The sequence below is a fragment of the Agreia sp. Leaf244 genome, assembly GCF_001422695.1.
Lineage (GTDB): Bacteria > Actinomycetota > Actinomycetes > Actinomycetales > Microbacteriaceae > Agreia.
On the sequence record NZ_LMLX01000003.1, the window covers coordinates 23,346 to 48,169 of the forward strand.

Sequence of the window (24,824 nt, forward strand, 5' to 3'; positions counted from 1 at the left end):
ACCGGTGCTAATTAGCTCAAGTACTAAATAACGACGGACGTCAGGGCATCCTCGGCACCGCGGCGACGAGCGCCCGCGTGAAGGGGTGCTGCGGGTGCGCGAACACCTCGCCGATCGCTCCGCGCTCGACCACGCGGCCATCCCTCATCACCAGCACGTCATCGCAGAGCGTGGCCACCACGGCGAGGTCGTGCGACACGAACACGAGCGCCACGCCCAGGTCGCGACGGAGCCCTGCGAGCAGGTCGATGATCGTGGCCTGGATCGACACGTCGAGCGCCGACACCGGCTCGTCGCACACCAGGACGCGCGGTTCCGACGCGATGGCGCGGGCGATCGCGACCCTCTGCCGCTGGCCACCCGACAGCTCGTGCGGCCTCCTGCCCGCGAGCGACGCGTCGATGCCCACGCTGTCGAGCAGGGTCCGGATGCGCGCGGCTCGGCTGCTGGGCGACGTGCGGGGGCCGCCGCGCAGCCCCTCCGCCACGATGCGCGAGACGGTGTAGCGCGGATCGAAGGATCCGAGCGGGTCCTGGCTGATGTACTGGATGTCGCCGCGTCGCGACCGCCTGCGGCCCTCCTTCACGCCGCTCCAGGCCTGTCCGTCGAGGGTCACGGAGCCCCGGTTGGGCGCGTCGAACCCGAGGAGCATGCGCGCGAGGGTGGTCTTGCCCGAGCCCGACTCCCCCACGATGCCGATCGCCGCGGCGGGGAGCACGTCGAACGACACGTCGTCGACAGCCGAGCGCACGCCCCCGTCGGGGCGGCGGAAGTCGCGCCCCAGGCCGGAGGCACGCAGCACCGGAATGAGGCCGTTCCCTGAGCTTGTCGAAGGGCGACTCCCTTCGACAGGCTCAGGGAACGAGGGCTCAGGGAACGGCGTAGCAGGCAGCCGCGGCGCCGCCGCCAGCAGCATCCGCGTGTACGGGTGCCGCGGGTTCGAGAGCACCTCGACGGTCGTGCCCTCCTCGACGATGCGCCCGCTGCGCATCACGGCCACCCGGTCGGCGATCCCCGCAACGACAGCGAGGTCGTGGCTGATCACGATGATTCCCAGACCGTCGTCGCGCAGCCCCGACAGCAGGTCGAGCACCTGCGCCTGCACGGTCACGTCGAGCGCCGTCGTCGGTTCGTCGGCGATGAGCACACCCGGCTCGCCGGCCAGCGCCGACGCGATCAGGGCGCGCTGGCGCAGGCCCCCGGACAGCTCGTGGGGGTACTGTCGCGCGCGCTCCTCCGGCTCCGGCACGGCGACCCGGCCGAGCTGGGCGGTGACCGTCTCGTCGAGCGCAGCCCGGGGCATCCGGTCGCCCGACGACGGATCGCCGTGGATCTCGAGCACCTCTGCGACCTCGCGACCGACCCGGCGCAGCGGGTCGAGCGAGACAAGCGCGTCCTGGCTCACGAGGCCCACGCGGGCGCCGCGGATGCGTCGCCAGTCCGCCTCGGAGGAGCGGCGAACGTCGACGCCGTCGACCAGCAGCTCGTCGGCGGAGAGCACGGCGTCGTCGGGCAGCAGACCCAGGAGCGCCCGTGCTGTCAGGGTCTTGCCCGACCCCGACTCCCCCACGATCGCCAGGCACTCGCCGGCAGCCAGGGAGAGCGACACGGAGTCGACGACGACCATCGATGAGAAGCGCACGGTCAGCCCCGTGGCGCGCACGACCTCTCGGAACTCGGTCATGATCGCCTTCCTTCGCCGGTGCGACGCAGGCGACGCCCCACGACGGTCGCCGATACGACCGTGCCCGTGATCAGAACGCCGGGGAAGAAGGCGACCCACCAGGCCTGGGCGAGCAGATTTCGACCGCCCGAGAGCAGGAGTCCCCATTCCGGCGTCGGGTCCTGCGGGCCGAGTCCGAGAAAGCTGAGGCCCGCCGCCGCGACGATCGTCGTTCCGATGCCGATGGTGGCGATCACGCCGAGCGGGCGAAGAGTGTTCGGCACGACGTGCGAGACGGCAACACGGAGTGGGTGCACCCCGAGCCCGCGGGCCGCCTCCACATATCCCGAGCGACGCACGACGAGCGTCTCCGCGCGGGCGACCCTGATGTAGGCCGGGAGCGCCGCGACGCCCACGGCGGTGGCCACGTTCACGGGGCCCGGCCCGAGAACGGCGATGGCGAAGAGCGCGATGAGGAACTCCGGAAAGGCGAGCAGGATCTCGACGCCGCGCATCGCCACGCCGTCGACGACCCGGGGCGCGAGCCCCACGAGCGTGCCGACGACCACCCCGATCACCAGTGCGGCGGCGGTGGCGCCCGCGCCCACGCCGAGCGAGTACGACGCGCCGTAGACCACTCGGGCGAACATGTCCCGCCCGGTCTGATCGGTGCCGAACGGGTGACCCCAGCCCGGCGGCCGCAGCACCTGGTCGGTGTCTGTGGCGAGCGGGTCGAGGGGTGTGAAGAGCCCCGGGGCGACGGCCATGAGCGTGACCGCGACGAGGAAGAGCGCGGCCACGATCAGGCCGACCCGAGCGGCGAACCGGCCCCTCATCGTGCACCCCGGATCGCGGCGGTCGGCGCGCCGATGCGCGGGTCGATCGCGCGATACGCCAGATCGACCACGAGATTGACGAGCACGAAGACGATCGCGGTGAACACGATGATGCCCATCACGACAGGCAGGTCGCGGTTCGTGATCGCCGCGAGCGCCACCCGCCCGAGCCCGGGCCTGGCGAAGACCGACTCCACGATCACGGCTCCCCCGAGGAGGGAGCCCACGATGTAGCCGGCCAGTGTCAGGGCGGGAATCGCCGCGTGGCGCAGGGTGTGCCTCAGCACGAGCCGGGCGGGCCCGGCTCCCCTCGCCCGAGCCGTGGTGGCGAAGGGCTGCTGTTCGGCGTCCTCGAGCCCGGTGCGAAGAACCTGCCCCAGAATTCCGGCCACGGGCAGCGCGATGGTCGCAGCGGGCAGAACGAGGCCCTGGATGCCGTCTGCGCCGGCCACCGGAAACCAGCCGAGCCCGAACGCGAACACGCTGAGGAGCACCAGGCCGATCCAGAAGGGCGGCGAGCTGATGGCCAGCAGTTCGAGAACGGAGACGATCCCGCGCGCCGCTCGCCCGTGCACCACGACCGCGCCGACGAGGGCGATCACGAGCGCAAGAGCCAGCGAGGCGGCGGCGAGCTGCAGCGTGTAGCCGAGCTGCTGGCCGATGACGTCGGTGACCGGCAGCCTCAGCTGGTAGCTGGTGCCGAAGTCGCCGCGAACCAGTCGCGACAGGTACGAGACGTACTGCACGGCAAGCGGCTGGTCGAGGCCCAGTTCGGCCCGGATCGACTGCTTGAGCTCGGGCGACGCCTGCGCGGAGACGCCGAGCATCACGTCGACCGGATCGCCGGGAACGAGTTTCAGCACGAGGAACGCCGCCGTGGCCGCGCCCCACACGACCACGAGCATTCCCGCGAGGCGCGCGAGAATGCGCCGGAATACCATGCCCGAACTCTATGCCAGCCGCTGCTACTTCGTGACGTAGGCCCCGGAGAAGAGCGGCCAGCCATGGATGTCGACCTCGATGCCGCCGACCTTCTTACTGGAGGCGAGGATGTACTCGGGCACGTAGAGCGGAACGATCACCGCGTTCTCGGCGTTCCACTGCTGAAGCTGCGTGTACAGCTCGGCCCGCTGCGACGCGTCGGTCGTGGCGACGGCCGACGCGAGCGTGGCGTCGATCTCCGGGTCACTGAGGTGCGAGGCGTTCTGGTAGCCGCCCGTTCCCAGGTGGCTGCGCAGCACATCGGCATCGGCCGACAGGAAGCCCCAGTCGGTGAGGTCGTAGTCGCCCGCGAGGTACGCGTCGAGGTAGGCGCCGGGCTCGAGCTGGTCGTGCACGACCTCGAAGCCGATCTTCTTCAGTCCGTCCTGAACGAGGTTCGCGAGGTTCGCGTTGTCCTCATTGACCGGCGTGTACGAGATCCACCGGGCGCTCAGGCGCTCGCCGTTCTTCGTGCGGTACCCGTCGGAGTCGCGCTCGGACCAGCCCGCGGCATCCAGAGCGTCGTTCGCGGCGTCGGCGTCGAACGACGCGCTCGTCTCGAGGGCCGCGTCGTAGGAGTCGGGGGTGGTGGGGCCGAGGATCGAGTAGGCCCTCTGGTAGCTGCCCGCGAACACGGCCTTCACGGCGGCATCGAGGTCGAAGCCGCCGGCGAACGCCTTGCGCACCTCGACGTCGGAGAAGACGGGGCGGGTGACGTTGAGGTAGAGCGAGTACGGCACACCGGGCGACTCGGTCGAGGTCACGGTGAACCCGTCGCCGATCTGGCCGAGGCTCGAGGGCGCGGTGTCGCCGATCACGTCGACCTGCCCCGACGTGAGCGCGCTCGTGCGAACGGAGCTCTCGGGCAGGATCTTCACGTCGAGCTCATCGATCGTGGCGGGTCCCTGCGCGGCAGCACCTTCCGGGGCCCAGTTGTAGTCGGGGTTCTTCGTGTAGACGAGCTCGCTCCCCGGCGTGTACTCCGAGAGGATGAACGGGCCGGAGCCGACCGAGATGCCGGGGCCGCCGGCCTTCAGCTCGTCCGCGTGCTCCGCGAGCACCTTGGGCGAGTAGAAGCCGAGCTCCACCGAGGCGGCGTTCGCGAGGAACGGGGCGTACGGCTGCGAGAAGTTCACCCGCACGGTGCTGTCGTCGATCACGTCGGTGCCGGCGTAGTACTCGCCGCCGATGAGACTGGATGCCTGGGCCGACTCGGTGGCCGGGTCGACGATGTGGTCGAAGTTCGCCTTGACGGCCGCCGCGTCGAACTTCTCGCCGTCGGAGAACGTGACGTCGTCCCGCAGGTCGAACGTGTACTGCAGGCCGTCGTCGGAGACCTGCCACGAGGTCGCCAGCCAGGGCACGATGGTACCGTCTGCGTTCTGCGACACCAGGGAGTCGAACACGGGCCGCTGCAGAATCGCGTTGATATCGAGCTGCGACGAGTGCACGTCGAGGTGCCCCACGGGATCGACGTCGACGCCGAACGTGATCGTGCCGCCCTCGGTCTTCTCGCCCGAGCCCGCGGGCGTCGAGCATCCCGCGAGCACGAGGGCGGCTGCGGTGACGAGTGCAAGGGAACCCGCGATGCGGAACGGGCGATGGCGCGAAAACATGGTGGACTTCTCTCGGGTGGGGATGCCTCGATCTCAAGGCGCGGGTTCCAGCCTAGGCGCTTTTAAATAGACTCAGCCCAATAAAGTGAAGACCGAGAGGACATGCCGTGACCGATGCGCCGCGACCCACCCGGGGGCGACCGCGGCTCGGATCCGCCTCGCTGCTCGAGGAGGCCGCCTTCGAGCTGTTTCTGGAGAACGGCTTCGCCGGCACGACCGTCGAGCAGATCAGCACTCGGGCCGGCGTGAGCCGCAATACCTTCTTCAACTACTTCACGGCGAAGAGCGACGTGTTCTGGGTGGGGCTCGACGCGAGCATCGATCGCGTGGAGGCAGCGCTCGATGCGCCGACGCCAGGCCCGCCGACGCTCGGCACGCTCCACGACGCCCTCCTCGGCGCCGCCTCCCTGCTCGGACCGTCGGACGTGCCGTGGGTGCTCACCCACTTCGAACTGATCGGCAGCACCCACGAGGTCATGGCCAGCGTCATCGGGCGGGCGACACGGCTGTCGCACCTCATCGAGCGCGCGGCGTCCGCATCCGTCGAACCCGCACTCGCCCGCAGCCTGTCCTTCGCGTGCGTGGGGGCCGTCGTCGCCTCGATGATGAGCTGGGCCGAGGCCGGTCCGGATCGGGGCATCCTCGCGCCCCATCTCGAGCGAGCATTGTCTCCGCTGCTGCAGGGATTCGCTCGCGTGTAGCAGAGGCCCGCGCTCTCGTCATTGCCCGGAGTGGGACTCGAGGAACTCGTAGACCTCGAGGGTGTCGACGCCCGGGAACTCGCCCTGAGGCAGGGGCGACAGGATATGGGCGTGCAGCCGCGCGCTCGGCCAGGCCCTGTCCCTCCATCGCCGGGCGAGGGAGTCGTCGGGCCGTCGGCAGCACGACTCATCGGGGCACCGCGATTGCGCCCTCACCGTCGTGTCGCGCCCTCGGAACCACTTCGCCTCGGCGAACGGCACACCCACACTGATCGAGAACTCGCCCGCGTCGGTCTTGCCCGTCTGCGTCGCGCACCAGAATGTTCCGCCCGGGGTGTCGGTGTACTGGTAGAACTCCGTCGTGCGATTCGTGCGGTGCAGCGCCGCCCGTGACGCCCAGAAGCGGCACACGAGCTGCCCCTCGACCGCACCCGTCACATCCATCGGCAGCGCGAGCCCGTCGTTCTCGTAGGCCTTCTGGATCGCGCCGTCGTCGGCCACCCGCAGGAAGTGCATCTTCAGGCCCAGCTGCTCCGTGCTCAGGTTGGTGAGCCGCAGGGCCGCCGCTTCGTGCGTGACCCCGAACGCGTCGCGGAAGTCCTCTACCGACAGGTCGTGGCGCTCCTTGGCCGCACGCAGGAAGCGCACCGATGCGTCGTGCGGCATGAGGCAGGCAGCGGCGAAGTAGTTGATCTCGAGCCGCTGCTGCAAGAACTCGGCGTAGCTCTCGGGAGCCCTGTGCCCGAGCAACCTGTGCGCCATCGCCTGCAGGGCCATCGACCTGAGGCCGTGCCCGCCCGGAATCGACGCCGGCGGAAGGTAGATGCGGCCGTTCTCGAGGTCGATCACCGACCGCGCGGAATGGGGAAGGTCGTCGACGTGGATCAGCGTGAAGCCGAGATTCTGGGCCATCAGGCTCACGCTGCGATGGGTGAGCGCCCCGCTGGTGTGACCGACTTCCGCGAGCGCCTCCGTGGCGATCCGCTCGATGTCGGGCAGATAGTTGTTGCGCTCGCGCATGCGCATGCGCAGCTCGGTGTTGGCCCGTCTGGCCTCCTCCGGGGTCGCGACGGATCGTTTGGCACGACGGATGAGCTCGCGGTGCAGTCCCACGAGCGACTCGAGGGTCTCGATCGGCAGGCTGCGCGAGGCGGGCACGACGGGCAGCCCGAGTGTGCGGTAGAGCGGGCCGAGCTGCGCCCGCGACAGCTCGATCTCGAGCGCCGTACGGGCATCCGGCGCGTCGCCCGAGAGCAGATCCGCGAGCGGAACGTCGAGTTCGGCGGCGATGTTCTGCAGAAGGGCGAGCCGAGGCTCGCGTCGGCCGTTCTCGACGAGCGAGAGCTGGCTTCCGACGACGCCGACGCGCTCGCCCAGCTGGTCGAGCGTGAGCCCGGCGTTCTTGCGATGGTGCCGGATGCGACGCCCCAGCGTGATCAGGTCGGTTTCGGCGGCCACATTGCCCTCCTGTAAAGATCGTCGTTTCTTTTCGACCGATTCTTCAGAATCTACGCCGATACGGGCCCAGTGTGGAGATCAGGAAGATATTTCCCCACCTCGCACGCCACGACCGACGCATTCGAAGGAGAATCATGGCCCTGCTCGCACCCCGACCGATGCCCACCGCGGCACAGGAACCATCGGCACAGGCACTCTCGGCAGAGGCACTGCCGAACCACGACATCTCCGACTGGGTGGCTGACGTGGCCCGACTCACCGCCCCCGACGAGGTCGTGTGGGTCGACGGGTCCACTGCCGAATGGGACAGGCTGACCAAGATGATGGTCGCGCAGGGAACGCTGATCCGGCTGAACCCGGAGTGGCGCCCGAACAGTTTCCTCGCGCGAAGCGACCCCGCCGACGTCGCGCGGGTGGAGGATCGCACCTTCATCTGCTCCGACGACCCGAACGATGCCGGCCCCACGAACAACTGGCGCGACCCCTCGATCATGCGCCTGGAGCTGTCGGAGCTCTTCTCGGGAAGCATGCGCGGACGGACGATGTACGTCATCCCGTTCTCGATGGGTCCGATCGGCGGGGCGCTGTCGCAATACGGCGTGCAGATCACCGACTCCCCCTACGTGGTCGCGAGCATGGCACTGATGACACGGATGGGCACGGCGGCGCTCGCCGGAATCACCCCTGGCACGCCGTGGGTTCCCGCGCTGCACAGCGTGGGCGTTCCCCTGGTCGGCGACGACGGGGTTCGCCGCGAGGACTCGGCCTGGCCGCACAACGACACGAAATACATCTGCCACTTTCCCGAGAGCCGGGAGATCTGGTCGTTCGGGTCGGGCTACGGCGGCAATGCTCTGCTCGGCAAGAAGTGCTTCGCCCTGCGTATCGCCAGCGTGATGGCCAGGGACGAGGGCTGGCTCGCCGAGCACATGCTCATCGTGCGGGTCACCTCGCCCGAGAACAGGGTATTCCATCTGGCCGCGGCCTTCCCCTCGGCCTGTGGCAAGACCAACCTGGCGATGCTGGCGCCCACGATCCCGGGGTGGAGGGTCGAGACTGTCGGCGACGACATCGCCTGGATGCGCCCGGGACCCGACGGTCGGCTGCGCGCCATCAACCCGGAGCGCGGGTTCTTCGGCGTCGCGCCCGGCACGGGACCGGCGACCAACCCCACCGCCACGGACACGATCTGGGGAAACACGATCTTCACCAACGTCGCGCTCCGCGACGACGGCGACGTCTGGTGGGAGGGGCTCACGGCTGCGCCGCCGGCCCACGCGACGGACTGGCAGGGGAACGACTGGACCCCGGCATCCGGAACCCGCGCCGCGCACCCGAACGGCCGATTCACGGTCGCGGCCGATCAGTGCCCCTCCATCGCCGACGACTGGAACTCGCCGGAGGGCGTCGTGATCGACGCGATCCTGTTCGGCGGGCGCAGGCCGAGCACGGTTCCCCTCGTGTCGCAAGCCGCATCGTGGCAGCAGGGCGTCTTCATGGGAGCGACGATGGCGTCGGAGACCACGGCCGCGGCGACCGGGGAGGTCGGCCTGCTGCGTCACGACCCGTTCGCGATGCTGCCTTTCGTCGGGTACAACATGGCCGACTACTTCGCGCACTGGATCGCGATGGGCGACGCTCTCTGCGACAACGCACCGCCGATCTTCTCGGTCAACTGGTTCCGCACCGACGCCGATGGTCGGTTCATCTGGCCGGGGTTCTCGGAGAACGCCCGTGTCATCGAGTGGATCGTGCGGCGCCTCGAGGGCGGCATGGATGCCCGCAGCACGCCGATCGGCGGTCTCCCGCTCGCGGGCGACCTCGACATCGGCGGCCTCGACCTCGATGCCGAAGCGCTCGCCGGCATCACCGACCTCGACACGGCAGCGTGGCGACGAGAAGCGGCGGCCATCGCCGAGTACTTCGACACCTTCGACGCGGAGCGATTTCCGACCGAGCTGCGGCGCGAGCTCGACTCCCTGACGAGAGAACTCGGCGGGGTGGTGCTGCCCGACTGAGCCGGCCGGGTGGCACCTCGCCGGTACCGGTATCCTTGAGGAGACATTCAGGCACCTCACCATCGACACGGTGCCGCCCATAACGAAAAGGACTCCCCGCCGTGAACGACTCCGTGCCCTCCTCCATTCCCGCGAAGCCCGTGCTCGAGGGGCTCGAGAACAAGTGGGCAGAGACCTGGGAAGCCCAGGGGACGTATCTCTTCGACCGTGACGCGGCCGGCCGCGACGGTGTCTACTCCATCGACACTCCCCCGCCCACCGCATCCGGGTCGCTGCACATCGGGCACGTCTTCTCGTACACGCACACCGACGTCATCGCGCGCTTCCAGCGCATGCGCGGCAAGAGCGTCTTCTACCCCATCGGCTGGGACGACAACGGCCTTCCCACCGAACGCCGGGTGCAGAACTACTACGGCGTGCGCTGCGACCCGTCGCTGCCCTACGAAGCCGACTTCACGCCTCCCTTCGAGGGCGGCGACAACAAGAGCTCCAAGGCCGCAGACCAGAAGCCCGTCTCGCGCCGCAACTTCATCGAGCTCTGCCAACGACTGACGGTCGAAGACGAGAAGCAGTTCGAGGCCCTGTGGCGCGAACTCGGCCTCTCGGTCGACTGGACCCAGACCTACCGCACCATCGGCGACGAGTCCCTCCGGGCAAGCCAGCTGGCCTTCCTCGGCAACGTCGAGCGCGGCGAGGCGTACCAGGCCATGGCGCCGACGCTGTGGGACGTGACCTTCCGCACCGCGGTCGCCCAGGCCGAGCTCGAAGACAAGGAGCAGCCGGGGGCGTATCACCGGCTCGCGTTCCACGGCCCCGCAGGCGACGTCTTCATCGAGACGACCCGCCCCGAACTGCTGCCGGCCTGCGTGGCGCTCGTCGCGCATCCGGACGACCCGCGCTACGCCGACCTCGTCGGCACCACCGTTCGCTCCCCCCTGTTCGACGTCGAGATCCCCGTGGTCGCCCACCACCTCGCGCAGCAAGACAAAGGGTCGGGCATCGCCATGATCTGCACCTTCGGCGACCTGACCGACGTGATCTGGTGGCGCGACCTCGACCTGCCCATCCGCGCCGTCATCGGCTTCGACGGTCGCCTCATCTCCGAGGCACCGGATGCCATCACCTCCGAGGCAGGACGCGACGCGTACTCTCAGCTCGCCGGCAAGACCGTGTTCTCGGCCAAGCAGACCATCGTCGAGCTCCTGCGCTCGACCGGCGAGATGATCGGCGAGCCCAAGCCCATCACGCACCCCGTCAAGTTCTTCGAGAAGGGCGACAAACCGCTCGAGATCGTGTCGACACGCCAGTGGTACATCACGAACGGCGCACGCAACGAAGAGCTGCGCTCGCGCCTGCTCGAGCTCGGCAGCGAGATCTCGTGGCACCCCGAGTTCATGAAGGTGCGCTTCGACAACTGGGTCGGCGGTCTCACCGGCGACTGGCTGATCTCGCGCCAGCGCTTCTTCGGCGTGCCGCTGCCCGTGTGGTACCCCCTCGACGCAGACGGCAACCCCGTCTTCGACCAGCCCATCTTCCCCGACGCATCGTCGCTGCCCGTCGACCCGTCGTCGGATGCGGCACCCGGGTTCGACGAGAGCCAGCGCGGCGTGCCCGGCGGCTTCCAGGGCGAGGTCGACGTGATGGACACGTGGGCGACGTCGTCGCTGACGCCCCAGCTGGCCGGTGGATGGAAGCGCGACGAAGACCTCTTCGAGCGCGTCTACCCCTTCGATCTGCGCCCCCAGGGCCAGGACATCATCCGCACCTGGCTCTTCTCGACCCTGCTGCGCGCCACCCTCGAAGACAACGAGAAGCCCTGGAAGCACGCCGCGGTCTCGGGATTCATCGTCGACCCCGACCGCAAGAAGATGTCGAAGTCGAAGGGCAACGTCGTCACGCCCGCCGACGTGCTCGCCCAGCACGGCTCCGACGCGGTCCGCTACTGGGCCGCATCCAGTCGCCTCGGAACCGACGCCGCGTTCGACCCGCAGAACCCGACCCAGATCAAGATCGGCCGCCGACTGGCCATCAAGATCCTCAACGCCGCCAAGTTCGTCTACGGCTTCGAGCTGCCCGAGGGCGACCACCAGGTCACTCACCCCATCGACCTGTCGATGCTCACGGCCCTCGACTCTGTCATCGCCACGGCGACGGAGGCGTTCTCGAACTACGACCACGCCCGTGCGCTCGAGACGACCGAGTCGTTCTTCTGGACCTTCTGCGACGACTACCTCGAGCTGGTCAAGGAGCGCGCCTACAGCGACGCCACCGAGCCCGCGGCCCGCGCGTCGGCCGTTCTGGCGCTCCGCGCCGCCACCGACGTGATGCTCCGCCTGTTCGCCCCGTTCCTGCCCTTCGCCACCGAAGAGGTCTGGTCGTGGACCCACGACGGCTCGGTGCACCTCGCACCGTGGCCTGTCGGCACCCGCGACGCGGCCGGTGTGCCCGCGGGCGGCGTCCCATCCCACGAGTCATTGCTTCGGGTGGCCGGGCAGGCGCTCATCGGCATCCGGCGCGCGAAGACCGACGCGAAGGCGTCGCAGAAGACGCCCGTCGCATCCGCTGTGATCGCCGCTCCGGCCGAGGTTCTCGAGGTCCTCGAGAGGGCGTCCGACGACCTGCGCGCCGTGGGAAAGATCGAGGATCTTACCTTCCGTGTCGGCACTGAGCTTGTCGTCGAGGAGATCGTCTTCGCGCCCGATAGTCTCAGCTGAGACAGCGTTGTCGCACACCATAGGAGCAGCAGTGGCATTCACCATCAGACCCGTTGTAGACCGCGATTTCTTCGCCTGGCACGAGTTGTTCGAGGGCTACTGCGACTTCTACGAATCCCCCCTGCACGACGAGAAGGCCGTGCGCGCCTGGTCGTGGTTCACGTCGGAGAGGCGCCTCGCCGAGGCCCTCGTGGCCGTCGACGACGAGACCGGCACGCTGCTCGGCCTCGCCCATTTCCGTGAGTTCGTCGACGCTCTCGCGGGCGGCACGGGTCTCTACCTCGACGACCTCTACGTGCGTCCGGATGCGCGGGGCCGGGGAATAGGGTCGGCCCTGATCGAGCGGGTGCGCGAGATCGGCGTCGAGCGCCGCGCGTTCGTCGTGCGCTGGATCACCGCGGAGAACAACGAGACCGCCAGGCGCCTGTACGACCGGGTCGCGCAGAAGACCGAGTGGGTCACGTACGATCTGAAGGTGTGAACCGACGGAGTGAACGAACCGACCCGAAAGGCCAGGAGATCGTGAAGAGACCGGTACTGCTCGCGCTCGCCGTCGCGGCGATGCTCGCCCTCACCTCCTGCGCCGGCTCGGGAGACTCCTCGACACCGACTCCGACACCGACGCCCACCTCGTCGGCAGACGACATCCAGGGCGGCACCCAGCCGACCTCGAAAGTTCCGCTCGCCGCGTTCCCCGACTCGGAGGAGCTCGCGTCGTGGTGCCCTCTCGACGTCGAGGCCGTGCACCTGCACCAGCTGACGGCCACCGTGTCGAGCGCGGCGGTCTGCTCCACCGAGCTCGGCGACGACGGCTTCGCCACCACGACGGTCAGCTCCGTGAGCGGCGGCCTCGATGAGCTCCTTGCGGCCTACGCGGTGCCCAATGCCCCGGTCGATCCGACCGTCATCTGCACACTGCAGCTGGAGGACCCGCTCCTCGTATGGCTCACCTATCCCGGCGAACGCAGCTATCCCGTCTACGCCCCCGTCGGCCCCTGCGGTTTCCCGACCGACGAAGCCAAGGCCGCGTACACCGCGCTCGAGCTGACACCGGTCGTGTCGTTTACCCAGACAGACAGCGGCGTCACCACCACCGACATCGGTCTCGGCGCACCCGGGGCCCCAGCCAAGGAGACCACATGATTCAGCTCGGAACCCGATGGGCCGTGGGAGACGAGACCCCGTCACGACTCCCCCAGGTCGTCAGCGACGCCATCGAGGAGGTCGAGGCCGCCCTGGCGGAGGGCGACACCGACACATCGGGCTGGAACTGGACGCTCACCTGGCTCGAGGGAAAGCCGGTCTGCGAGCTCGACGACGGAACCCTGGTCGAGTACGACCCCGATACCGACGAAGCGATCGTGACGCCCTACGACGACGAGGACTGACCCTGTTCGATCAGTCCCCCACCTCCCCCTTCCACCTCCACACCTGCCGAGTCGCGCGGATTACCGACCTGTCGCCCAGCTTCCGACGGTTCACTCTCACCGGCGAGCGGCTCGACTCGTTCGCCGACAACGGCTTCGACCAGCGCATCAAGCTGATCCTTCCGCTCGACGAGCACGGCCTCTCCGCGATGCCGATGACCGACGACTGGTACTCCGCGTGGCGCGCACTGCCCGACGAGTTGCGCAACCCGATCCGCACCTACACGGTGCGAGCCGTGCGGGCCGCGTCGCGTCAGATCGACGTCGACGTGGTCGTGCATCCCGTCGACGGACCGGCATCGGTCTGGGCGGAGACCGCTGTCGTCGGAGACGAGCTCATCGTTCTCGGGCCCAACGCCCACCACGACGGATTCCACGGCGGGGTCGACTTCCTGCCCCCTCCGCACGCCGAGCGCATCCTGCTCGCCGGCGACGAGACAGCGCTTCCCGCCATCGCGGCCATCCTCGAGCGGCTCCCGCCCACGGCATCCGGTCGCGCGATCGTCGAAGTGCCCCACGCCGACGACGCCGCCTGCGTGTCGACGCACCCCGGATTCACGGTCGACGCGCTCCCGCGCAACGGCCACGCGCACGGCGAGCTACTCGTGCCGGCCGTGCGGGCCGTGGCGCCCACCCTGCTGCGGTCGGCTCGAGCATTCTCCGCCGATCAGGGCGAACTCGTCGACGTCGACGTCGATCACGACCTGCTGTGGGAGGTTCCCTCCGACGACCACGGCGGACCGGCCCAGCAGGATGCACCGCTGTATGCGTGGCTCGCCGGCGAAGCGGGCGTGATCAAGACGCTGCGCCGCCACCTCGTGAGCGAGCTGGGCATCGATCGCAAGAGCGTCGCCTTTATGGGGTACTGGCGTCTCGGTCGGGCCGAGGGCTGACCCGTGGCCGACCGACCGTGGTCACGATCAGCACGATCGCGCCCACGAGCAGGCCCCAGAACGCGGAGCCGATGCCCACGATCGACACACCCGACGCGGTCACCAGGAAAGTCGCGATCGCGGGGATGCGACGATCGGTCTGCTCGAGGGCGCTGACCACGCTCGTGACGAGCGCCCCGAGAAGGGCCAGACCGGCGACCGCGGTGATGAGGATGGGCGGGGCAGCCGAGATGAGTGTCGTCGCCACGCCCGCGCCCAGACCGAACAGAACGTAGAGCGCCCCGGCGGTGACCGACGCGGGCCACCTCTTCGTCGAGTCGGGATGCGAGTCGGGGCCGGCCATGATGGCCGCCGTGATCGCGGCGAGATTGATGACATGGCCGCCGAAGAACGCGCCGAGCATCGACCCGACGCCCGAACTGACGAGCGCGGGACGCGGCGGGACCGTGTATCCGAAGGTCGACATCACCGCGAAGCCCGGCACATTCTGACCGGCCATCGTAACGATGAACAGCGGCAGTCCGAGACTCACGATCACCGCCGGGTCGAAAGACGGAACCACGAACTGCAGGGTGGGCGCGAGCGAGGCGCCCTCAAGCATGGAGCTGCCGGCGGTGACGGCGATGCCGATGGCGGCGACGAGCATGGCGGCGGGAACGGCCCACCTCGGCGCGAGCCGGTAGAGAACGAGCCAGGTGACGATCACGGGGAGCGCCAGCCATGGGATCTCGACCGCCGCGGTGATGGGAGCGAGGCAGATCGGGAACAGGATGCCCGCCAGCATCGCGCTGGCGATCGGGCGAGGGATGCTCGTGATGGCCCTGCCCAACGCCGGCCAGAGGCCGCTGAGAACGATCAGCGCTCCGCACACGAGGAACGCCCCGACGGCGGCCCCGAAGTCGTCTGTCACTGCGGCGGCCGCCACCAGCAGAGCGGCGCCCGGTGTCGACCACGCGAACGAGATCGGCATTCTGTAGTGCCACGCGAGCAGGATGCAGCAGAGCCCGCTCGTGACGCACACCGCCAGCAGTCCTGACGATGCCTGCGCCTCGGTCGCGCCGACCGCCCTGAGGCCCGCGACCACGAGCACGAACGAGCTCGCGAACCCGGTGATCGCCGAGACGACACCCGCCGAGACGGGCTGGATCACCCCAACGGCGTCGCTGTCGCTACGCCGACTTTTCGGCACGGACGGGCTTGCGCGGAACGATCGTGGGGGCCGCGTTGTCGTTCACGGACTCACGGGTGACCACGACACGCGCCACCTCGTCGGTCGAGGGGACCTCGAACATGATCGGGCCGAGCACCTCTTCCATGATCGAGCGGAGCCCACGGGCACCCGTCTTGCGCAGCACCGCGAGGTCGGCGATGGCCTCGAGCGCCTCGCGGTCGAATTCGAGTTCGACCCCGTCGAGCTCGAACATGCGCTGGTACTGCTTGACGATCGCATTGCGCGGCTCGGTGAGGATCTGCATCAGCGCGGTCTGGTCGAGCGGCGTCACCGTGGTGACCACGGGGAGACGACCGATGAATTCGGGGATCAGACCGAACTTGTGCAGGTCTTCGGGCAGCACGTCGGAGAAGAAGTTCACGTCTTCGCGCTTCGAGTGCAGGGGCGCGTTGAAGCCGATGCCGCGCTTGCCCGCGCGCTCGGCGATGATCTCCTCGAGCCCGGCGAACGCGCCGGCGACGATGAAGAGCACATTCGTCGTGTCGATCTGGATGAACTCCTGGTGCGGGTGCTTGCGACCGCCCTGCGGCGGAACGGAGGCGACGGTGCCCTCGAGGATCTTGAGCAGCGCCTGTTGCACGCCCTCGCCCGAGACGTCGCGTGTGATCGACGGGTTCTCGGCCTTGCGGGCGATCTTGTCGACCTCGTCGATGTAGATGATGCCCGTCTCGGCGCGCTTGACGTCGTAGTCGGCGGCCTGGATCAGCTTGAGGAGGATGTTCTCGACGTCTTCGCCGACGTAGCCCGCCTCGGTGAGCGCCGTCGCATCGGCGACGGCGAAGGGCACGTTGAGCCGCTTCGCGAGGGTCTGTGCCAGGTAGGTCTTGCCGCAGCCGGTCGGGCCGATCAGCAGGATGTTGCTCTTGGCGAGTTCGATCTGATCGCCCTGCGTCTCTGCCGGGCCGATCGTGGTGCGCGCCTTGGTGCGCTTGTAGTGGTTGTAGACGGCGACGGAGAGGGCCTTCTTGGCGGCCACCTGGCCGATCACATATTCTTCGAGGAAGTTGAAGATCTCTTTCGGCTTGGGCAGCTCGAACTCGCCCGCCGCCTCGTCGCCCGCCTCGGACAGGCGCTCCTCGATGATCTCGTTGCAGAGCTCGACGCACTCATCGCAGATGTACACGCCGGGGCCGGCGATCAGTTGCTGCACCTGCTTCTGGCTCTTTCCGCAGAAAGAACACTTGAGCAGGTCGGCGCTTTCTCCGATGCGAGCCATGCCGGCCTCCTGTCGATGACGATTGATTCGAGCCTAACCCGTGCCACCGACATCCGGGGCGCGGCACCGCCAGAAGCGGCTCATGTCGTAACAAAAAGGGCCCTCCGACAGGCTCGGGGAACGATTGCCTCGTTCCCTGAGCCTGTCGAAGGGCCAGATAAAACAGACCTACTTGACGAGCGCCGGAAGGTTCTTGCGCGAGGTCAGGACCTGGTCGATCAGACCGTACTCGAGGGCGTCGGCCGCGCTCATGATGTTGTCGCGGTCGATGTCCTTGTTCACCTGCTCGCTCGTCTTGCCCGAGTGGTGAGCCAGGGTGTCTTCGAGCCAGGTGCGCATGCGCAGGATCTCGGCCGCCTGGATCTCGATGTCGGATGCCTGGCCGCCGCCCTCGCCGCCACCCGCGGAGGGCTGGTGGATGAGGATGCGCGCGTTCGGCAGTGCGAGACGCTTGCCGGGCGAGCCGGCGGCGAGAAGCACGGCAGCGGCCGAGGCCGCCTGGCCGAGGCAGACGGTCTGGATCTGCGGGCGGATGTACTGCATCGTGTCGTAGATCGCCGTCATCGCGGTGAACGATCCACCGGGAGAGTTGATGTACATCTCGATGTCGCGGTCAGGGTCCTGGCTCTCGAGAACGAGGAGCTGGGCCATGATGTCGTCGGCCGACGCGTCGTCGACCTGCACGCCGAGGAAGATGATGCGGTCCTCGAAGAGCTTCGCGTAGGGGTCCTGCCGCTTGTAGCCGTAGGCCGTGCGCTCTTCGAAGGTGGGGAGGATGTACCGGTTCGACGGCGACGTGCCGTTTCCGTAGGGCGAGCTGTACGCCGCGCCGAATGCTGGAGTGTTCATTCTTCTTCTCTGTTCGTCTTGTCTCGGCGGAACTTACTTGGACTCGCTGGGCACGGCGTCGGCCTCTTCGGTGCCGCCACCGCCGGCGACGTCGGAAGCGAACTCGCGCACGTGGTCGACGAATCCGTAGTCGAGGGCCTGCTGGGCGGTGAACCAGTTGTCGCGGTCGCCGTCCTTGATGACCTGCTCGATGCTCTTGCCGGTCTGCTCGCTGGTGAGCTCGGCCATGCGACGCTTCATGTCGAGGATGAGCTTCGCCTGGGTCTGGATGTCGGCGCTCGTGCCGCCGAATCCGCCGGACGGCTGGTGCAGCAGTACGCGGGCGTTCGGCGTGATGTAGCGCTTGCCCTTCGTGCCCGACGACAGCAGGAACTGGCCCATCGACGCGGCCATGCCGATACCGACGGTGACGATGTCGTTCGAGACGAACTTCATCGTGTCGTAGATGGCCATGCCCGCGGTGATCGATCCGCCGGGTGAGTTGATGTAGAGGTAGATGTCGCGATTGGGGTCTTCGGCGGCGAGCAGAAGGATCTTCGCGCAGATCTCGTTCGCATTGTCGTCGCGGACGGCACTGCCCAACCAGATGATGCGGTCCTTGAGTAGTCGGTCAAAAACACTGGATACCAGAGCCGGTTCGGCCATGTGATTGCTCCTCTATTACTTGCGTGATCTCGAATCTACTGGAGGCCGCCGCAGCCGGTGCCGATGTTCGCCGTAGGCAAAGATTGGCACTGCCGCCGTAGGCAAAGATTGGCACTGCCGCCGTAGGCAAAGATTGTCGGCGAACCCGCCTTACGATGAAGCCATGGCCACCCCGATCGCCGCGCCCGTCGCATCCACCCCCCTTCTCTCTCAACGCGACCTCGAGAAGCTCGCCGCGCTGCGCGGCATGAAGCGTCTCGCCACCGGCCTGCTGGTGATCATGGCCGTCATCTTCGTGGTGGCCTTCGCGCTGCAGGAGCGCTACGAGTGGCTGCAGTACGTGCGCGCCGCGGCCGAGGGCGGCATGGTCGGCGCACTCGCCGACTGGTTCGCCGTGACGGCGCTGTTCCGGCATCCGCTGGGCTTGCGCATCCCCCACACCGCGATCATTCCCACGGAGAAGGACCGCATCGGCGTGACACTGGGTGAGTTCGTCGAGACGAACTTCCTCTCACGAGAGGTGATCACCACGAAGCTTCGCTCGCTCGGCGTCTCGCACGCCGTCGGAACGTGGCTCGTCGATCCGGCCCACGCCACGCGGCTCACCTCGGAGGCCGCCAATGCTGCACGCGGATTCCTCTCCCTCGTCGACGACGACACGATGCGGGAGGTCATCGAGGAGATCGGACGACGACAACTAATCGATCCAGCCTGGGGACCTCCGCTCGGGCGCATGACCTCGACCTTTGTCGACGGCGGGCACCAGGGCCAGGTCGTCGACCTGCTGGTCGAGCGGCTCCACCAGTGGCTCGAGCGCAACCCGGATGCCTTCGGCCAGGCCGTGAGCGAACGGCTGCCCAGCTGGATGCCCTCCTTCGTCGACCGGGTCGTCGACGACCGTGCGCACCGGGAGGCCCTGAAGTTCATCTCCGCGGTCAGGGACGACCCGAACCACCAGCTGCGGATCGCCATCGACGAGTACCTGCGCAGGCTCAGCGACGACCTCCAGCACGACGAGGCCACCATGGCGAAGGTCGAGGAGCTGAAGACCCAGGTGTTCGACAGCCCGCAGGTGCGCGACCTCGCGGGCCAGGCCTGGAATGCGGCGCGCACCGCCCTGGTGTCGTCGCTCGAGAACCCGGCGAGCGAGCTCCGCACGCGCCTCAGCGAGGCAGTCATGCAGTTCGGACACTCGCTTCTCGAGGACCCTGTGCTGGGCGAGAAGGTCGACCGGTGGGTCGAGGATGCGGCGGGATACCTCGTCGAGACCTACCGCCACGACCTCGCCGCGATCATCTCCGACACCGTGCGCGGGTGGAACGCGGAGGACACCGGACGCAAGATCGAGGTGGAGGTCGGCCGCGACCTGCAGTTCATCCGCATCAACGGAACCGTCGTCGGCTCCCTCGCCGGCCTCGCGATCTTCACGGTCGCCCATGCAATCTTCGGCGGCTGACGCCCCCGCCCGTCGCGCCACTCCCACCTGTCGGTGTCGCTACCGAGTCGGCGCAAAAGCACTGAACGGCCCGACCATGGGTGCACCTGCGCCGACTCGATGACGGCGTTGGTGCATATGCGTCTAGTGGATGTCCGTGCACGGGTTCATGGTCGCCAACCGGCGTCGCGAAGGGCTCCTTCGACCCGGGCCACCGCGGCCTCCGGGTCGCCGAAAAGCTGTCCCTTGCGCACACGGATGGGCGTCCACCTGTTGCGAACGAAACCCTCGATCCGGAGCATGTCCTTGTTGTACTGAACGGAGTCTGTTCGATGCTGCTCTCCGTCGTACTCGGCAATGACTCGAAAGTCTCGAAAGAGACTGTCGGCTCGGCCGAGGAACGTGCCTGACGCACTGAAGACATCGACGTTGAGTTCGGGCTCGGGCAGGCCGGCCCGCATCATGTGCAGGCGGAGGATGCTCTCCGGACGAGACTCCGCTCCCTGTCTGATGTCGAGAAGTGCACGCCGGGCCGCCCTGGCATGCCTCCCGGAGTAGGACTTCGCACGGTCGGTCAGTTGCTCGATCGTTGCGTAGGGACGAGCCTCACCCGGCTGAGCCTTCTTCGGCACGAGAATGAGGTGGTCCCCTGCGGCGACCAGGTCGTCGTGCGAGAGCACACCGGCGAGGTGGCACCATGTGGAGGCTGCATCCGTGACGCGGAATCCATATCTCCTGTCAATTCGGATGCCGGTGTCGGTGAACGCGCGGCCTCGGACGCCGCGCGCTCGGCTGGCCCGATTCGGCGCCATCCGGCCCACGTGCACGCCCTCCGACCGGTGGAACTCGTCGGGCAGAGGTATGCGCCACATCCGAGCTGCTGTCAGGCCGCAGAAGAATTCGTCTTCACACATGCGCACCAGGTAGGCCAGGCACAGGCCATACAGTCCGTGGATACTGCCCCGCCGGACTCGAACCCCGTGGAACGGCCGCTCGAGGTCTCGTCCGCGCATCCGCTGACGGCCGACGCCCGCGTGCCGCCCTTCCGCAACCGAGAACGACCGTCCCGTCAGCTGGGGTGGAAGGGCTACACGACGAGGCATCCCGACATGTTGCCCCGTCTTCGCGCTGCTTGTGTGTCTCTCCACAGGACAGCACGATGCGTCGACTTGTCGCAGAAGCACCGAAACCCAGCGTCATGCACCCCTTTACGCCGACTCGATGACGTCGGGCCCATCGAATCGGTGGGAATGCACCGACCAGGCGAGGGTTGAGTGCTTTGGCGCCGGGTGGATGCGTCGGGCTGGGGAGGAGAAGTGCGGCGATGGTCAGGTGGCGGCCCAGAGAGCCCGATAGTAGCGGATCCGGGTCTCGTCGCGGGCGACACCGTACGCGTCGAGCAGCTCCGACTCCAGGCGCTCTCCCCCGTCGTAGTTCCACTCCAGGCTCCACATGGCCACGGCCAGGTCGGCCCAGCGATCGGCGACTCCCAAAGATCCGAGGTCGACGTGTCCGGCGAACGATCCGTCGTCTGCGATCAGCGTGTTCGGGGCGCATGCATCTCCGTGACAGACGACCAACCGATCGACGGGAGGAGCGGCATCCAGGGCCACGGGCAGATCGAGACCCGCAGCCCTCGCTCGCGCGATGCGGCTCGTCGCCGACCACGAGTAGGGGCATTCCTGCACCGGCAGTCGATCGTGCAGCTCGCGGAGTCCGGCACCGATGGCTCGAGCCGCCACGCGTGAGGCCGCATCGTTCGACACGAAGCGTGCGTCGACCGCACTGTCGCCCGGCAAGGCGGCCGTCAGCATCCACGAGCCCGTCGAATCATCACCTGAATCCACGACCCGGGGCACCCGAGCGAACGAGCCCGCCCAGCCGAGCCGCGCGACCTCGGCGTCGACGCGGGGCGTGCCCGTCGGCATCCATTTGACGAAGCGACCGGATGCGCCGGACGAGAGCCTGAACGTAAGACCGCCGAGCGTGTTGCGCCAGACCGGGGTGATCGAGTCACCCCCGGCGAGGTGCTCGACGATGCCGGGAACCGGAACCGGTCCGGTAGGCACCGCGGCAATCTCCATCAGTCGAGTCTGCACCACGCGCGTCAGTCGATGATGTGGAGTCAGTCGATGACGTCGAGGCCCGCGAGATCCGGTACCCGCAGAACGCCGTCGACCCGCTCTATGGCAAGGGTCGCCACGATCACGGCGTCGTCCATGGGAAGGATGCCCTCGATTCGGGGCGCGTCCCGAGCGGTGTTCTGTTCGGCGACCCGTCGCACAGGGACTCCGGCCGCTTCCAGCGCGGCCACGTCGATGACCACGAGAAGCAACGGCAGCTGAAGGTCTCCATAGATCGACTGCAGGACGCCGTCTATGCCTCCTGCCGTGGTCGCTCGGATATAGCCGGCGTCGAAGAACCCGACGCCTCGAGTCGACACCTCGTATTCGCCGAAGTTGCCCGAGGCGCCCCAGTCGTCGGCGATGGCGACATGCAGTATTCGTGAACCCATTCCAGCTCTCCTTCGTACGTCGTGAACAGCGTTAATGATACGAGCAAGTACCATTAGTGGATGACCACATCTCGAGGACGCATTCCGGATTCGCAGAGGTCGGAACGTCGTGCGCGGATGCTCGACGATGCCGTCGCCCTCTTTTTGGCAGAGGGCTATGCGTCGACCAGCCTCGATCTCGTCGCGCAGCGCAGTTCGGCGAGCAAACGCACCGTCTACGCCTACTTCACCGACAAGGCGGGACTCTTCACCGCGGCCGTCGAACGGTTGCACGACAGGATCGCCGAGACCGCGGAGCAGTCCGCCCCGCTGCTCGAGCTCTGCACGTCACTGGTCGAGACGCTGCACTCCGATGAGGCCGTCGCCCTGCATCGGATCGTCGTCGGCGAGTCGACGAGGTTCCCAGAGCTGGCACGGTCGTTCTACGTCGCCGGACCGGCCCGGACGACGCAGCTGCTGCTCGCGGCCCTGCGAGCGGCCGGTTCGGGCCCGGATGCACCGGGCGCCTCGGATGCGTCGCAGACGTCGGACGCATCGCACACCTCGGACGCCGAGCGGCTCTATGCCCTGCTCCTCGGCGAGCCGCATCGGCGACGGCTGCTCGGCCTCACTCCCGCCCCGACGCCGGAGGATTCCGCCCGCCATGCAGCCGAGACCCTCGTCGCCCTCGGGCACCTGCCTGCCGACTGACCACAGGCATCCGGCCGCAGGAACGACGAAGGGCCCGGCATGCGTGCGCATGCCGGGCCCTTCGTGTGAAACGACTAGTGCGAGTGACCCTCGTGGTCGTCGTGGTCGTGACCGGCGTGCTCGTCGATCGCGTCGTCGGGCTCGGACACGACGGCCGCGAACTCCTTGAGGTCGACGGTCTTGCCGTCGGTGTCGACGACCTTCGCCTTGCCCAGGAGGATGGCGAGAGCCTTGTTGCGGGCGACCTCGCCGACCATCGCGGGAATCTGGCCGCTCTGGTCGAGGGCCTGAACGAACTCGTTGGGCTCCATGCCGTACTGGGCGGCGCTCTGCACGAGGTACTGCGTCAGCTCGTCCTGGCCGACCTTGACCTGCTCCTTCTCTGCGACTGCGTCGAGAAGGATCTGGGTGCGGAAGGTGCTCTCGCTCGAGGTCGTGACCTCGGCACGGTGCTCGTCGTCTTCGAGGCGGTTCTCGTTCTCGAGGTGACGGTGCACCTCGTCTTCGATGAGCGCGGGGGGAACGGCGACGTCGACCTTCTCGAGGAGGGTCTCGACGAGCTTGGTGCGGGCGGCGGATGCCTGGCCGAACGCCTTCTGCTTGGCGACCGTGTTCTTGAGGTCGGCCTTCAGCTCGTCGAGCGTGTCGAACTCGCTGGCGATCTGGGCGAAGTCGTCGTCGGCCTCGGGAAGCTCGCGCTCCTTGACCGCGAGCAGCGACACCGACACGAGCGCGTCGGAACCGGCGTGGTCTCCGCCAAGCAGCGGGGCTTCGAACGTGGTGGACTCGCCGGCCGAGAGGGAGTCGAGCGCCTCGTCGATTCCCTCGAGCAGCTCGCCGGAGCCGACCTCGTAGGAGATGCCGGTGGCCTTGTCGACCTCGGCGCCGTCGATGGTGGCGACCAGGTCGAGCTGGGCGAAGTCGCCCGTCTTGGCAGGGCGGTCGACGGTGACGAGGGTGCCGAAGCGGCTGCGCAGGTTCTCGAGCTCGGTGGCGATGTCGTCATCCGACACCTCGACGGCGTCGACGGTGACCTCGAGGTCGTTGTAGTCGGGGAGGGTGATCTCGGGGCGCACATCGACCTCGATGGCGAGCTCGAGGTCTCCCGAGAAGTCCTTGTTGCTGGGCCATTCGACGATGTCGGCCGACGGCTTGCCCAGGGGGCGCAGCTCGTTCTCGGTGATGGCTTGACGGTAGAAGCCGTCGAGGCCGTCGTTGACGGCGTGCTCCAGCACGGCCTCCTTGCCGACGCGCTGGTCGATCAGGGGCGGCGGAACCTTGCCCTTGCGGAAGCCGGGGATGTTGATCGACTCGGCGATGTGGCCGTAGGCGTGATCAATGCTGGGCTTCAGCTCGTCGGGGGTGACCGAGATGGCGATTTTCACGCGTGTCGGGGTGAGCTGTTCGACCGTGGTCTTCACGTTTGGCTTCTCCTGAGGGTTAGTACTGTGCTGCACCGTGTGGCTTGATCAAGTGTTGCTGGGAACTCGCGCTGTGGTCGGGGCGACAGGATTCGAACCTGCGACCTCCCGCCCCCAAAACGGGCGCTCTAGCCAAGCTGAGCTACGCCCCGGTTCTCGTCACAAGTCCCGCGAGGCCAGTCACCGGGTGACGCACAGGGCGTCTGGCACGAGGGTAGTGCCGGGCGAATTGGCCTCGGCAAGTCTACTGCACAGGCTGGGCGGCTGCTGAGCAGTTTCCGATGCCCGGTTACGCGCTCGGGGAAACTGTGTACTACGATGTTCCAGTGCCGCTTGCGGCGCACCCACCCTTTTCGGGGCTGTAGCTTAGTGGTAAAGCCTCTGTCTTCCAAACAGATGATGCGAGTTCGATTCTCGTCAGCCCCTCCATTCTTACGAGGCCCCCGGTAGTCGATACTGGGGGCCTTCCTCGTCTCCGCACACATATCGGCATTGTCCACAGACCTCACGCACAC

The 24,824-nt window shown here is 67.9% G+C and carries 22 protein-coding genes and 2 tRNA genes; 10 read left to right on the forward strand and 14 right to left on the reverse strand.

The features are described 5' to 3' along the window. Positions 1 to 40: 40 nt before the first annotated feature. Genes ASF06_RS10095 through ASF06_RS10110 form a run of 4 tightly spaced genes read right to left on the reverse strand, consistent with a single transcriptional unit; the run spans position 41 to position 5,096 of the window. Positions 41 to 1,684, reverse strand: coding sequence for a dipeptide ABC transporter ATP-binding protein (locus ASF06_RS10095; protein WP_055946495.1), 1,644 nt, complete (start codon positions 1,682 to 1,684; stop codon positions 41 to 43). Continuing rightward, positions 1,681 to 2,499, reverse strand: coding sequence for an ABC transporter permease (locus ASF06_RS10100; RefSeq protein WP_055946499.1), 819 nt, complete (start codon positions 2,497 to 2,499; stop codon positions 1,681 to 1,683). The genes ASF06_RS10095 and ASF06_RS10100 overlap by 4 nt, the downstream gene beginning before the upstream one ends. Next, positions 2,496 to 3,440 carry an ABC transporter permease gene (locus ASF06_RS10105; protein WP_055946501.1) on the reverse strand — a complete coding sequence of 315 codons (945 nt, stop codon included), beginning with the start codon at positions 3,438 to 3,440 and terminating at the stop codon, positions 2,496 to 2,498. Before ASF06_RS10105 ends, ASF06_RS10100 begins: the two co-directional genes overlap by 4 nt. A 24-nt stretch (positions 3,441 to 3,464) precedes the next feature. Further along, on the reverse strand, positions 3,465 to 5,096 hold the full coding sequence (locus ASF06_RS10110; protein WP_055946504.1) for an ABC transporter substrate-binding protein: 1,632 nt from the start codon (positions 5,094 to 5,096) through the stop codon (positions 3,465 to 3,467). A 107-nt stretch (positions 5,097 to 5,203) separates the two neighbouring features. Here ASF06_RS10110 and ASF06_RS10115 point away from each other — a divergent pair, with 107 nt between their 5' ends. After that, positions 5,204 to 5,797, forward strand: coding sequence for a TetR/AcrR family transcriptional regulator (locus ASF06_RS10115; RefSeq protein ID WP_055946507.1), 594 nt, complete (start codon positions 5,204 to 5,206; stop codon positions 5,795 to 5,797). Positions 5,798 to 5,815: 18 nt separating this feature from the next. On the opposite strand, the gene ASF06_RS10120 is transcribed toward ASF06_RS10115, so the two are convergent. Next, positions 5,816 to 7,255, reverse strand: coding sequence for a helix-turn-helix transcriptional regulator (locus ASF06_RS10120; protein WP_055946511.1), 1,440 nt, complete (start codon positions 7,253 to 7,255; stop codon positions 5,816 to 5,818). A 134-nt stretch (positions 7,256 to 7,389) separates the two neighbouring features. On the opposite strand from ASF06_RS10120, the gene ASF06_RS10125 reads away from it, so the two are divergent. The 6 genes from ASF06_RS10125 to ASF06_RS10150 all read left to right on the forward strand — a co-directional run bounded on the left by ASF06_RS10125 (position 7,390) and on the right by ASF06_RS10150 (position 14,307). Next, positions 7,390 to 9,273, forward strand: coding sequence for a phosphoenolpyruvate carboxykinase (GTP) (locus ASF06_RS10125; protein WP_200920357.1), 1,884 nt, complete (start codon positions 7,390 to 7,392; stop codon positions 9,271 to 9,273). Positions 9,274 to 9,374: 101 nt separating this feature from the next. Next, positions 9,375 to 11,987 (forward strand): valine--tRNA ligase, encoded by a 2,613-nt coding sequence (gene valS, locus ASF06_RS10130; RefSeq protein ID WP_055946515.1) that lies wholly within the window; start codon positions 9,375 to 9,377, stop codon positions 11,985 to 11,987. Positions 11,988 to 12,018: 31 nt separating this feature from the next. Then, complete coding sequence (locus ASF06_RS10135) at positions 12,019 to 12,468, forward strand: GNAT family N-acetyltransferase (protein ID WP_055946519.1); 450 nt, start codon at positions 12,019 to 12,021, stop codon at positions 12,466 to 12,468. Positions 12,469 to 12,509: 41 nt separating this feature from the next. Beyond that, the gene (locus ASF06_RS10140; protein WP_157439155.1) at positions 12,510 to 13,130 is read left to right on the forward strand and encodes a hypothetical protein; all 621 of its coding nucleotides are present in this window, start codon (positions 12,510 to 12,512) and stop codon (positions 13,128 to 13,130) included. Then, positions 13,127 to 13,375, forward strand: a complete 249-nt coding sequence (locus ASF06_RS10145) for a hypothetical protein (protein WP_235497281.1) — start codon at positions 13,127 to 13,129, stop codon at positions 13,373 to 13,375. Before ASF06_RS10140 ends, ASF06_RS10145 begins: the two co-directional genes overlap by 4 nt. 68 nt (positions 13,376 to 13,443) lie before the next feature. Continuing rightward, entirely contained in the window at positions 13,444 to 14,307 is an 864-nt protein-coding gene (locus ASF06_RS10150; RefSeq protein WP_235500990.1) for a siderophore-interacting protein, read from the forward strand. On the opposite strand, the gene ASF06_RS10155 is transcribed toward ASF06_RS10150, so the two are convergent. From ASF06_RS10155 to ASF06_RS10170, 4 genes are all read right to left on the reverse strand, one after another. Beyond that, complete coding sequence (locus ASF06_RS10155) at positions 14,270 to 15,457, reverse strand: benzoate/H(+) symporter BenE family transporter (RefSeq protein WP_235500972.1); 1,188 nt, start codon at positions 15,455 to 15,457, stop codon at positions 14,270 to 14,272. The genes ASF06_RS10150 and ASF06_RS10155 overlap by 38 nt on opposite strands. 19 nt (positions 15,458 to 15,476) lie before the next feature. Beyond that, positions 15,477 to 16,754, reverse strand: a complete 1,278-nt coding sequence (clpX, locus tag ASF06_RS10160; protein ID WP_055931783.1) for an ATP-dependent Clp protease ATP-binding subunit ClpX — start codon at positions 16,752 to 16,754, stop codon at positions 15,477 to 15,479. Positions 16,755 to 16,922: 168 nt separating this feature from the next. Continuing rightward, entirely contained in the window at positions 16,923 to 17,603 is a 681-nt protein-coding gene (locus ASF06_RS10165) for an ATP-dependent Clp protease proteolytic subunit (RefSeq protein WP_055931780.1), read from the reverse strand. A gap of 33 nt (positions 17,604 to 17,636) precedes the next feature. Beyond that, on the reverse strand, positions 17,637 to 18,248 hold the full coding sequence (locus ASF06_RS10170) for an ATP-dependent Clp protease proteolytic subunit (RefSeq protein WP_055946529.1): 612 nt from the start codon (positions 18,246 to 18,248) through the stop codon (positions 17,637 to 17,639). Between the two features lie 163 nt (positions 18,249 to 18,411). Here ASF06_RS10170 and ASF06_RS10175 point away from each other — a divergent pair, with 163 nt between their 5' ends. Beyond that, positions 18,412 to 19,704 (forward strand): DUF445 domain-containing protein, encoded by a 1,293-nt coding sequence (locus tag ASF06_RS10175; protein WP_055946531.1) that lies wholly within the window; start codon positions 18,412 to 18,414, stop codon positions 19,702 to 19,704. Positions 19,705 to 19,850: 146 nt separating this feature from the next. Here ASF06_RS10175 and ASF06_RS10180 read toward each other — a convergent pair whose 3' ends face one another. The 3 genes from ASF06_RS10180 to ASF06_RS10190 all read right to left on the reverse strand — a co-directional run bounded on the left by ASF06_RS10180 (position 19,851) and on the right by ASF06_RS10190 (position 22,198). Next, a complete protein-coding gene (locus ASF06_RS10180) occupies positions 19,851 to 20,555 on the reverse strand; it encodes a hypothetical protein (protein ID WP_055946535.1) in 705 nt (234 codons plus the stop codon). A gap of 456 nt (positions 20,556 to 21,011) precedes the next feature. After that, positions 21,012 to 21,767, reverse strand: coding sequence for an aminoglycoside 3'-phosphotransferase (locus ASF06_RS10185; protein ID WP_055946538.1), 756 nt, complete (start codon positions 21,765 to 21,767; stop codon positions 21,012 to 21,014). A gap of 41 nt (positions 21,768 to 21,808) precedes the next feature. Beyond that, positions 21,809 to 22,198 (reverse strand): hypothetical protein, encoded by a 390-nt coding sequence (locus ASF06_RS10190; RefSeq protein ID WP_055946540.1) that lies wholly within the window; start codon positions 22,196 to 22,198, stop codon positions 21,809 to 21,811. Between the two features lie 60 nt (positions 22,199 to 22,258). Between ASF06_RS10190 and ASF06_RS10195 the strand changes: the two genes are divergently transcribed. Then, the gene (locus tag ASF06_RS10195; protein ID WP_082500866.1) at positions 22,259 to 22,888 is read left to right on the forward strand and encodes a TetR/AcrR family transcriptional regulator; all 630 of its coding nucleotides are present in this window, start codon (positions 22,259 to 22,261) and stop codon (positions 22,886 to 22,888) included. A 74-nt stretch (positions 22,889 to 22,962) separates the two neighbouring features. Here the strand turns inward: ASF06_RS10195 and tig are convergent, their stop codons facing one another. Beyond that, a complete protein-coding gene (tig, locus tag ASF06_RS10200; protein WP_055946545.1) occupies positions 22,963 to 24,309 on the reverse strand; it encodes a trigger factor in 1,347 nt (448 codons plus the stop codon). Positions 24,310 to 24,383: 74 nt separating this feature from the next. Then, a tRNA-Pro gene (locus tag ASF06_RS10205) sits at positions 24,384 to 24,461 on the reverse strand. Positions 24,462 to 24,664: 203 nt separating this feature from the next. Here ASF06_RS10205 and ASF06_RS10210 point away from each other — a divergent pair. Then, positions 24,665 to 24,738 (forward strand) — tRNA-Gly (locus tag ASF06_RS10210). The last annotated feature ends 86 nt before the right edge of the window (positions 24,739 to 24,824 follow it).

Bases quoted from the DNA above. Each gene is read 5' to 3' on its own strand.
- ASF06_RS10095 (WP_055946495.1), bottom strand. From the start codon at position 1,684: ATGACCGAGTTCCGAGAGGTCGTGCGCGCCACGGGGCTGACCGTGCGC.
- ASF06_RS10100 (WP_055946499.1), bottom strand. From the start codon at position 2,499: ATGAGGGGCCGGTTCGCCGCTCGGGTCGGCCTGATCGTGGCCGCGCTC.
- ASF06_RS10105 (WP_055946501.1), bottom strand. From the start codon at position 3,440: ATGGTATTCCGGCGCATTCTCGCGCGCCTCGCGGGAATGCTCGTGGTC.
- ASF06_RS10110 (WP_055946504.1), bottom strand. From the start codon at position 5,096: ATGTTTTCGCGCCATCGCCCGTTCCGCATCGCGGGTTCCCTTGCACTC.
- ASF06_RS10125 (WP_200920357.1), top strand. From the start codon at position 7,390: ATGGCCCTGCTCGCACCCCGACCGATGCCCACCGCGGCACAGGAACCA.
- ASF06_RS10145 (WP_235497281.1), top strand. From the start codon at position 13,127: ATGATTCAGCTCGGAACCCGATGGGCCGTGGGAGACGAGACCCCGTCA.
- clpX (WP_055931783.1), bottom strand. From the start codon at position 16,754: ATGGCTCGCATCGGAGAAAGCGCCGACCTGCTCAAGTGTTCTTTCTGC.
- ASF06_RS10165 (WP_055931780.1), bottom strand. From the start codon at position 17,603: ATGAACACTCCAGCATTCGGCGCGGCGTACAGCTCGCCCTACGGAAAC.
- ASF06_RS10170 (WP_055946529.1), bottom strand. From the start codon at position 18,248: ATGGCCGAACCGGCTCTGGTATCCAGTGTTTTTGACCGACTACTCAAG.
- ASF06_RS10175 (WP_055946531.1), top strand. From the start codon at position 18,412: ATGGCCACCCCGATCGCCGCGCCCGTCGCATCCACCCCCCTTCTCTCT.
- ASF06_RS10180 (WP_055946535.1), bottom strand. From the start codon at position 20,555: ATGTGGCGCATACCTCTGCCCGACGAGTTCCACCGGTCGGAGGGCGTG.
- ASF06_RS10185 (WP_055946538.1), bottom strand. From the start codon at position 21,767: ATGGAGATTGCCGCGGTGCCTACCGGACCGGTTCCGGTTCCCGGCATC.
- ASF06_RS10190 (WP_055946540.1), bottom strand. From the start codon at position 22,198: ATGGGTTCACGAATACTGCATGTCGCCATCGCCGACGACTGGGGCGCC.
- ASF06_RS10195 (WP_082500866.1), top strand. From the start codon at position 22,259: ATGACCACATCTCGAGGACGCATTCCGGATTCGCAGAGGTCGGAACGT.